This is a genomic window from Coleofasciculus sp. FACHB-712 (assembly GCF_014695635.1).
In the GTDB taxonomy this organism is placed as follows: Bacteria; Cyanobacteriota; Cyanobacteriia; order Cyanobacteriales; family FACHB-T130; genus FACHB-T130.
Map to the genome: position 1 here is coordinate 1 of NZ_JACJOQ010000662.1, position 9,497 is coordinate 9,497.

The window sequence follows — 9,497 nt, forward strand, 5'->3', positions numbered from 1 at the left end:
ATTTTAAGCCACGGCAATCCCGATGTGGTGCTGTGCGAACGGGGTATTCGCAGCTTCGATAACTATACGCGCAATGTGCTGGATTTAGGCGCGGTAGCGGCTTTGAAGCAGATAACCCACTTACCAGTCATTGTCGATCCGTCTCATGCCGTCGGTAAGCGGGAATTAGTAGCACCTTTGGCAAAGGCTGCGATCGCCTGTGGTGCAGATGGCTTAATTATTGAGTGTCATCCAGAACCCGAAAAATCTGTTTCCGATGCTCGTCAGGCGCTTTCCTTAGAAGATATGGTGGATCTCGTTCATAGCTTAAGACCTGTAGCAGCAGCTGTTGGGCGAAATATATCGGAAGTAGGGGTGGGTTTCAGTTTAAAACCTGCCCCTATTCATTTCTCTGCCAAAAAACCATGTGGACTTACGGCTTAATCCCATTGATTAATTCTGTCGCTATTTGCGTTCCTTCTTAGCCCCCAATTCATGAGGTTGGGGGGATCTGCTGCCATGTGTTAGATTTCTCAAGGAATTTTAGAAGAGGTGCGATCGCTAATTTCTGCTAATACCAATTCTTTATGAGCATTATTTATTTTCTGTAGGGACATAGCAATGCCATGTCCTTACACAACAATCGAATGCATTGTTATAAAGAGTTGGTATAATTCAATTCCTTCACAATCGCAACGGGAAGTCTACAAGCAGACTTTAACCGAAGATGACAAATATTAGTCTCATTGCCTCAACAGGTGTCGAGAAAGTTGACGCGATCGCCTGCGAAATTATCGGCAAAATCGGGGAAAGTTTTCCAGGTCGCATTCGCGGCTATTATTTGGAAGGCAGTTATGCTGATGGCACTGCGGTAGCTACCAGTGATATCGATCTGCGCGTCGTTTTTAACGGTAGCCTGACTTCTGACGAACGACAGGAATTCGCACAGATAAGCGACGAGTGCCAGAAAATTACCTCTATAGAACTGGGTATGACCGCAGACAGTGAAGAAGCACTGTTTCGGATTGGTGCCGTTAGGTTCCAGAAAGGCACGCTTCTGATATATGGGGAAGACATTCGCCCTCTAGTTCCAATAAAGCCAATAGATAGCTATACCCTGGACAGTATGCACTTTCCATATCGGTTGTTGACGCGATCGCGTGGCAATCCGGAGGTGTTAACGTTTCCTCTCGACTATCCCGATCCGGACGGTGAGTTTTATGGTTGCGATCGCCGTCAGATGCGTGCGTCGGATGGAACGATTCACTACGGAACTAAAGATTTAGTGTTAAATGTTCTTTGTCCGGCGACTGCACTCATCGCCCTAGATGCCGGACAATATGTCGTAACGAAGCGCGAATGTGTTATCCAGTACCGCAAATGGATTAATGACGAGTGGACGGCGCTTGTAGAAGACATTTACGAACAATGCCGCAATTATTGGAATTATCGGGTGCCGGAAGCAGAGGCAAATCGAAAGCAACTGAGGGAATATTGTAAAAGCGCTTTAGCTTTCGAGAACTATTTTCTTTGGCGCTACAAAGCATTTTTGCTTGACGAGTTGCAGCATCCAGAGGAGTTTCGCCAGTTGTATGCTGTGAAACGGTTGGGACAAATTATCTATCCTGACCAAGCGGTGAAGTTGGCTTTAGAAAATGTAAAAAAGAGCAATTCTCCAGAAATTCAGTTAACAGTTGATGCCACCTTACAAAGATATCTCTCGTTCTCAGGTTGAGCCGAAAAACCAGAAAATCAACACTCAAGTTACATCTAAAAACTAGGTTGCGATAAGATACGTTTCATGACTGCTCAAGCTACGTTAAAGACAAATAGGTTAGTGTTGCGTCCGCTCACTTTTGAGGATGCCCCATTTATCCAGACATTTGCTAGCGTTCGTGAACTCGCTGACGCCATGATTTCCATTCCTCATCCCTACCCTAATGGTGAAGCTGAGCGATACATCTCTAAGCAACTTGCAGAGTTTGAAGCGGGTCATTCTGTCACATTTGTGATTGAGAGTAAATCTGAGAGTGTGTTTAGCGGAATTATCGAGGTTCGAGATATTGAACGGGAGCATTCTCAGGCTGAACTGAGTTTTTGGTTAGCAGTTGAAGCATGGGGACAAGGTTACATGAGTGAAGCATTGAAACCAGTGCTTCATTTCGGTTTTGAAGATTTATCTCTCAATAGGCTCTATGGCTATCACATGGTCAGAAATCCAGCTTCGGGAAAAGTATTTCAGAAAAACGGGTTTGTACAAGAAGGGGTGCTACGCCAGCGAGTGCGAAAGTCGGGAGTATTTGAGGATGTGGCGTTATGGGCAATTCTGCATAGAGATTGGCAAAATTCTCTAAAAATTATTGGTAAAGGATTTCACTCCACTTCATAAAAAGACTGATACAGATCCCCTTACAAAAGGGGCAAAGAGCAAATTCCAAGTGTATCGCTATTAAAGGTAATTTGTATGAGCCTATTTTAATTGGCGTAAAGACGCGATTAATCGCGTCTTTACAATGCACCCGAGAGAATAAGCAGTATTACATCACATCTCGATTTTTTGTTTTAACCCGCTCATAAAACTCCTCTATTACTTCAATAAAAGAACTATCTTTCTTCCAAAAAGGCGGAAAATCCCCCTGCTTTTTAATCAAAATTGCTGGCAAGCTTGCCAGCGATGCCACTTCAACAGTTTGAGGCAGTCGCTTAGTCCCCAGCCAAAATTCTCTATGATTTATCTTCTCCGTAACCGGGACTTTTTGCAGTGGGGTATAGTAAGACACGGAGGATTCTAAAGGGATTTCTTTTGCTGTGAGTTCAGTAGATAAAACTTCTCCTAAAGGAGATTTTGCCAGTTCTGCTTGCAGTGCCTCTTTAGATAAACCTCTGAGTTCAAACAAGAGAAACGGATTGTGGTCTAGTTGGGACGCTACCAAGTAGTAGACACCCGCGATGTGTTTGCAGGGATTGGCATAATCTGGACAGGAACAATTGGTTTTAAAATCTTTGCGATTGTGGGGGAGAAGATGCAATCCTAGGTCAGAAAAAGCATCTTCAATATTATCGGGAACTTCATTCATCAATAGCTTGGAGACAAAGCTAGCTTTTGATGAAAGGTGTTTAATCGCCTTCGACCAACTGGATTTATCAATCGGTGTAATTTCAATATTGATAATATAGGTTGGCTCTTTATAAACTCCAAAATAGGGATTCACTGAACCTTTGACAACAGCATTAATTTCATTCTGGTCAATTTTGTAGTGGAGGACTTTCCCCCCATTCGCATAGGAACGTCCTCGTCCTAATCTCGCAGGATCGGTAAAAGCTTCTAAGGCTTGAATGAAGCGTTTTCCCCACCAGGTACGGCTAAATTGAGCCATGATTACTCCAAGATTGCAGCTTTGTTCAGTGAAATCAGTTGTTTAAAGGCTTCGTTATCAAGTTCTGTCAGCCAAGCTTCATCGGTACCGACAACAGCAGAAGACAGCTTTTTCTTATCTTCAATCATTTTATCGATGCGTTCTTCCAAAGTCCCAATTGCAATAAATTTGTGAACAAATACATTTTTATTCTGACCAATCCGAAAAGCTCTATCTGTCGCCTGATCTTCAACGGCGGGGTTCCACCAGCGGTCAAAGTGAAAGACGTGATTTGCTTTCGTTAGCGTAATGCCAACGCCGCCAGCTTTGAGAGAGAGAATAAACACTGATGGTTCAGTTTCTGGGTTTTGAAATTCGGTAATCATTTGTTCTCGCTTGTTGCGGTTGGTGCCTCCATGAATGTAATAAGTGTTGTAGTGACAAGTATGCTTGAGGTATTTTTCTAGGGAGTCGCAGATTTCCTTGAATTGGCTAAAAATTAACAAACTTTCGCCTTCAGAAATGGCTTCCTCAACCATTTCTGCAAGACGGCTAAGTTTATGCGATCGCGCGGTTGAAAATTCGCTCCCATCTTGTAAAAATTGCGCTGGATGATTGCAGATTTGTTTCAGCCTCAGCAAGGTTGACAAAATTAACCCTTTGCGCTGAATGCCTTCGGAATCATTAATTTTTTCGCTCACATCTTTAACGACAGCTTCATAAAGAGAAGCTTGTTCTTTCGTCAAATTGCAATATAGTTTTTGTTCGACTTTATCCGGTAGATCGTTAATAATTGATTGGTCGGTCTTGACTCGACGTAAAATAAAAGGTTCTACCAATTTCTTCAAAGTCGTAGACTTCACCCGATTATTGTCTTTCTGAATCGGAATCTCAAAACCTTTACGAAATTGTGCTTCTTTACCTAAATAGCCAGGATTCAGAAAGTTAAAAATCGACCATAAATCCAGTAACCTATTTTCTACTGGGGTTCCCGTTAGTGCCAGTCGATGGTTAGCGGTCAATTTTAAAATTGCCTTAGTTTGAGCAGCTTTAGGATTTTTAATATTTTGCGCTTCATCCACCACCACTCGATGCCATTTTAGGCTGTGCAAAAGTTTTTCATCTTTTCGAGCCAAAGTAAACGATGTAATCACGACATCATGCTTAAGGCAAGCTTCTTTAAAATCAGCGACTTGTTGAATGCGGCTAGTGCCATGATGCACCATTGCTTGTAGATGAGGAGCAAATTTTTCGATTTCTTTTTGCCAATTTCCAACAACTGATGTCGGTGCAATCAACAAAGTTGGTAAGATTGAATTTGTCGATTCTTTTTCATTCACCAGCCGAGCAATGACTTGAACCGACTTACCCAATCCCATATCATCGGCAAGACAACCATTTAGACCGAGCATTTCCAAATATTGCAACCAGGACACGCCGCGTTTTTGGTATTCGCGTAAATTCCCCTGCAACTTCGGCGGATTTTGAACCGGCTCCAGTCTACTTTTATCCTCCAATTTCGCCATCATTTCTGACAATGTCTGGTCATGCTCGACTTCAATATCATCCTCCGCTGCTGCGGCTAATTTCATGAAATCTAACAAAGTCATTTCTGGCTGTTCTTTAGCCTGAGATTGCCAGAATTCCAACATCTGCTGCATCTTTTCTTGGTCTAGTTCTATCCACTGACCGCGAAATTGCACCAGCGGCGTTTTAGCTTTGACGAGTTGCTGCCATTCTTTTTGAGTAACCGGCTGACCGCCAATTGATAGCTCGTATTGATATTCAACAATCGCGTCTAAATTAAAGTATCCTTTGTTAGCAGCTTTGGATTTACCAACGCTTCGAGAAGACGTTTTTAGCCGAACTCTAGCTTTCCGACGACCATCCGGCGTCCACCAGGCGGGAACGATGACTTTGTAACCGGAATCTTCTAATACCCAGGCGCTTTCTTTGAGAAATTCAAAGGCTTCTTGCAGATTAAGTTGCAACCCGATTGGCTGGTCAGTTTCCAATCCCTGCCATAGTTTAGGGTACATCCGCGCTGCATATCCCAAATTCAAAAGCAGATTATTTTCAAAATCTTTGCCAAAGTATTTTTGAATATCTTTTTTACTTTTCTGATTCAGCCGCCAATAATCCCCTAAAGAAAGTTTTAAGGATGGATCTTGTTTGGAGTTAGCCAAGAAAACAATTTGCCAGTTATCTGTTTCAGAGTTAGCTTCTTTTAACTGAAAGCAAAGGTCAAAATTTCCCGTATTTTGGCTGCGGGTTAGTTTAGCTTTCCAGCCATACCATTGTTTGTATTCTTCTAAAGCTTTTTCGGTAGTTTGCGGATTTTTGCTGTCCGGATAGAAACAATCATAAAGGATGGTATCTGTAATCTGCTGATCGAATTTAGCAGTCGAGGGAGTATGGGTGACAATTTCATGCAACAGACATTCAGAAAAGTGACGAAGTAAGCTTTCTTTAGAAAAGAATTCTACTGCTGTCCGGGGTACGGCAGAACCGGCAACGCAGACTAAAGGCATATAGTCTACGTATCTTTGAATTAATGTTTCATATTTTTCAGAAACAATTTCCCATCCTGAATAAATTTCAAAGGAATTAGCGGTTTGCTTGCGTTTTCCTTTGGTTACAGCAGGAAGTTCTCGATATTTGAGGCTGGGAATATATTGGTCTTTGAATATAATTTGTTTAAATGCTTGGGTATAGTGATACCAAAATAGGAGGTCTGAACCGATAATAATTTCACCAAAGTTATGTAGAGCCAAGAAGTGAATATCGTTAAGCAGTTTAATAACATTATTGACCTTGGCATAGCTATAACTGCCGGTTTTTACCCTAGCGTTAACTTCATAGGTATCAATTTCCCAGTCCGTAAATTCTTCATAGTCTTCGTTAACTTCTTCTTCCAAATATTTAATTAATTCAGGAGAAGGAAGAGGCTGGTTGTTCGCGGTGGGAAGAGCAATGTATTGAGTAGAAATATTCTCGCTAATCTTATGATAGGGTGCTGTGGCGATTCCCAGTTCATTGGTTAGAAAAGCTTCCAAGTCGTCTTTGGCAAGATGGCTGGGATGGATGTTTTTTTGCGAGTTGCGGCGTTTTTTGAAAATTGGGGTTTCTACCCACAGGTAAAATGCACCTGTTTGTAGGAAATTAGCTTCTGCCTTAGGAATCCAAGTACCGTGGAGGATTTTCATAGGTAGATGCCTCAAGGAGAGTTTTCTGAAATTGTAGCGGGTTAAGGATGCGAACCTCTCGCAGAAGCCGTCCCTTGGGGACATGGCTTCTTATCTGTTGCAATATATTTAGTTGTTTGCGTCCCTACTGTCAAGTTTTCTAACTGGGTTCTGGATTAAAAAATGTAACGGTAAAAGTTAAAATCCGAGCAAAAGAGAGCTTTCTACAAAAAACAAAGATTGGTCTTAGAAAGGCAGCGAATATGCTAAACGGTTACTTTCAGTTGTGGCTGCGGCTTTTGGAGGGATTCACCCTCTTGCAAATAGGCTTGTACAGATAGCCATCGTAATTGCTGTATACACAGTTACAGCCCGTAACTTCCCCACCAGAGATAGATGTTAGCCATGCTAGTAGTTGCACCTACAGACTGACAGCGGTTCTACCGCTAGCACGACAACATTTAAATTGGCGATTGTTATTCTGATTAAGGAAAAAAACACCGGATGGGCGTTATGCCGCAGTGGCCCAGAATCGGACATCAAAGAAGAGCGACGTCAGATGTCCGAACGGTTTAAATAACAAAAGGCCTAGAAGGTGTGGAGTTTTTGTCGCTTCCTCCACTTTGTTACTACCGAGGGGAGGCGCAACCCTCCATCAGAGCGGTCTTAGGTAGTAAACGCTTGTGCTGTAACAACTCATTGTCTATGCAAAAAAGCCTTGACTCCTTTTGGAGTCAAGGCTTTTCTGTCTGATTATCTTATTTGCATCCTAAATGATTTGTGAAGGCGAGATCCGCGATTTCCAGACAGAAGTTGGGGATCTCAAGGGCTGGCTCATTACTCAAATAGAATTGCTATATCTGCGATCGCTGTTGGCAATTTTCTGTATTTCTTCAGCAATTTATTTTCGCTACCCTCAGCCCCTTTTTAAAACCTGTAGGCATAGCAGGCTCCCCAAACCCCTCTCCGACCTCGATAGAGGGGTTTTGAAGAGGAATGCACTAGGTTAGATTTGCGAGGCCTTTGAGCGAATTAGAAAAACTTGCACATGGCGTGGCTTATCTGGGAACAGGTTCATAATTGGTTCCTTGCAACAATAATGAAACCAGCGGGGATGCCATGAGGGTAGTGATAATTGCCATAACGACCATGATGGTAAATAAGGTTGGAGTAATTACACCTTCCTCTAAACCAATGTTGAGGATAATTAACTCCATCAATCCTCGTGCGTTCATTAGCGCCCCAATGGTTGCGGACTCGCGCCAACTTTCACCGGCGACTTTTGCTGCCAACATACAAGCTAGCCCTTTCCCCGCGATCGCTATCAGGATAATCAGTAATGCGATCGCCCAGAGTTGCGGCGTGTTGACTAACCCGATTTGCGTGTTCAGTCCGGAGAAAACGAAGAAAATCGGGAGCAAAAACGAAGTCGTCAAAAACTCCGTGTGGTGGCGCACTTGGTCGGCAAATTCGCCCCGTGGCATCACTGTGCCCAGAATAAACGCCCCAAACACCGCATAGATGCCTACCAAATCGGTAAACCACGCGCATACCATCAAAACGACTAAAACTAATGTCAGGGTTTGCATCGTCACGCCCTTCTCTTGCTTCGTCCGACGTGCGAAAAAGGTAAATGCCGGTCGTCCGACGAAAATCATCAACAACACGTAGCCAAAACCCCCGCCAATCGCAAAAGCGGCAATACTGGCGCTGCCTTTAATGCTGGCAAGTACAATCGCTAGCAAACACCATGCCGTCGCATCATCGATCGAACCAGCTGCCAGTGCCAGCGTCCCGAAGCGGGTTTTGGCGATGCCGCGTTCGTATAGCATCCGGGCGAGCATCGGAAATGCTGTAATCGACATGGATGCGCCCAGATATAAGGCTGCTGCCGGACGAGTAATTCCAGGTTTGAAGAGTTCGCCATTGCCGTACAACAACAAAGCTGCGATCGCGCCTAAGATAAAAGGAGCCAAAATTCCTGCCCCAGATACCAAACCGGCACTCTTGACTCGGCGCTTGATCAAATCGGTATTAAACTCTAAGCCGATCAAGAACATATAAATGACCAACCCAATCTGGCTGATGGCAAAGAGAATCGACATCGATGGGTTGGGAATTTTCGTCGCCGCATCAATCACAATCGGGGCTTTGGGGAACAGCCATTGCTGCACATCAGGAAGCAGCAGACCAAACAGAGATGGCCCTAACATCACCCCCGCGATCATCTCGCAGACAACATCGGTTTGACCAAAATAGCGCCGCCCAATCATCGACACAATGCGACAAGTAGCGAGAATAACGGTTAGTTGCAGCAATAACTTTAAAACGAGATCAAAATTCGACATCCTATGCCTCTGGGTCGGGAGTGTTGCGATGTATCTAGGAGTAAAGTGCTGAGAGTTTATATAGAATCAGCGCTTACATCCCGATTTCCGTACCCAAACTTTTTTCAGCAAGTTTTTGCAACATAACCTAGAAAGTTGCTCTAGGAATCTAGGGAATATTATTAATGTGAGAAAATTTCACACCCCATTAGAATGAATATAGAATCAGTAAGCGGCTGTAAGACTTTAACCTGCTAAGCGTGCGGCTTTCTATTCAGAAAATACACCTTTTGGTATTAGGATTGGTTTACTGAGTTCTTCTCCTTCTGCCGTTAGATGCCTTTTCTAACACGGCTAAATTAAAGAAACTCCTCATGTCAGTCCCCAAAGATCCTCTTCAGCCAATAAGAAATCGACTTCTTGCCGCTTTGCCTGACGAGGAGTACGAACGTCTGGTTCCCCATCTAGAACCCGTCTCGCTCCCACTCAATCAAGTCCTCTACGAACTTGGCGTACCAATTGAATACGTTTATTTTCCCCAACAGGGAATTGTTTCTTTACTCAGCGTGCTGGAAGATGGCTCGACTGTGGAAGCTGGAATGGTGGGTAATGACGGAATGGTAGGTCTCCCCATAATTTTAGGAGGCAAC

At 43.6% G+C, this 9,497-nt stretch carries 7 protein-coding genes and 1 pseudogene; 5 read left to right on the plus strand and 3 right to left on the minus strand.

The window, feature by feature from the left end; translation table 11 throughout:
- From H6F50_RS25000 to H6F50_RS25010, 3 genes and pseudogenes are all read left to right on the plus strand, one after another.
- A pseudogene (locus H6F50_RS25000) lies at nucleotides 1–423 on the plus strand (3-deoxy-7-phosphoheptulonate synthase); the annotation flags it as partial.
- 283 nt (nucleotides 424–706) lie between these two features.
- Nucleotides 707–1,714: a nucleotidyltransferase domain-containing protein gene (locus tag H6F50_RS25005; protein ID WP_190430767.1), complete on the plus strand. Its 1,008-nt coding sequence runs from the start codon at nucleotides 707–709 to the stop codon at nucleotides 1,712–1,714.
- A gap of 66 nt (nucleotides 1,715–1,780) precedes the next feature.
- Entirely contained in the window at nucleotides 1,781–2,368 is a 588-nt protein-coding gene (locus H6F50_RS25010; RefSeq protein ID WP_190430768.1) for a GNAT family N-acetyltransferase, read from the plus strand.
- Nucleotides 2,369–2,516: 148 nt separating this feature from the next.
- On the opposite strand, the gene H6F50_RS25015 is transcribed toward H6F50_RS25010, so the two are convergent.
- Complete coding sequence (locus tag H6F50_RS25015) at nucleotides 2,517–3,356, minus strand: SWIM zinc finger family protein (RefSeq protein WP_190430769.1); 840 nt, start codon at nucleotides 3,354–3,356, stop codon at nucleotides 2,517–2,519.
- A 2-nt stretch (nucleotides 3,357–3,358) separates the two neighbouring features.
- Nucleotides 3,359–6,541, minus strand: a complete 3,183-nt coding sequence (locus H6F50_RS25020; RefSeq protein ID WP_190430770.1) for a DEAD/DEAH box helicase — start codon at nucleotides 6,539–6,541, stop codon at nucleotides 3,359–3,361.
- A 394-nt stretch (nucleotides 6,542–6,935) separates the two neighbouring features.
- On the opposite strand from H6F50_RS25020, the gene H6F50_RS25025 reads away from it, so the two are divergent.
- Nucleotides 6,936–7,100, plus strand: a complete 165-nt coding sequence (locus tag H6F50_RS25025; protein ID WP_190430771.1) for a hypothetical protein — start codon at nucleotides 6,936–6,938, stop codon at nucleotides 7,098–7,100.
- A gap of 478 nt (nucleotides 7,101–7,578) precedes the next feature.
- Here H6F50_RS25025 and H6F50_RS25030 read toward each other — a convergent pair whose 3' ends face one another.
- Nucleotides 7,579–8,868, minus strand: coding sequence for a cation:proton antiporter (locus H6F50_RS25030; protein ID WP_190414827.1), 1,290 nt, complete (start codon nucleotides 8,866–8,868; stop codon nucleotides 7,579–7,581).
- A gap of 353 nt (nucleotides 8,869–9,221) precedes the next feature.
- Between H6F50_RS25030 and H6F50_RS25035 the strand changes: the two genes are divergently transcribed.
- The coding region (locus tag H6F50_RS25035; protein ID WP_190430772.1) for a Crp/Fnr family transcriptional regulator at nucleotides 9,222–9,497 on the plus strand (276 nt) is incomplete at its 3' end.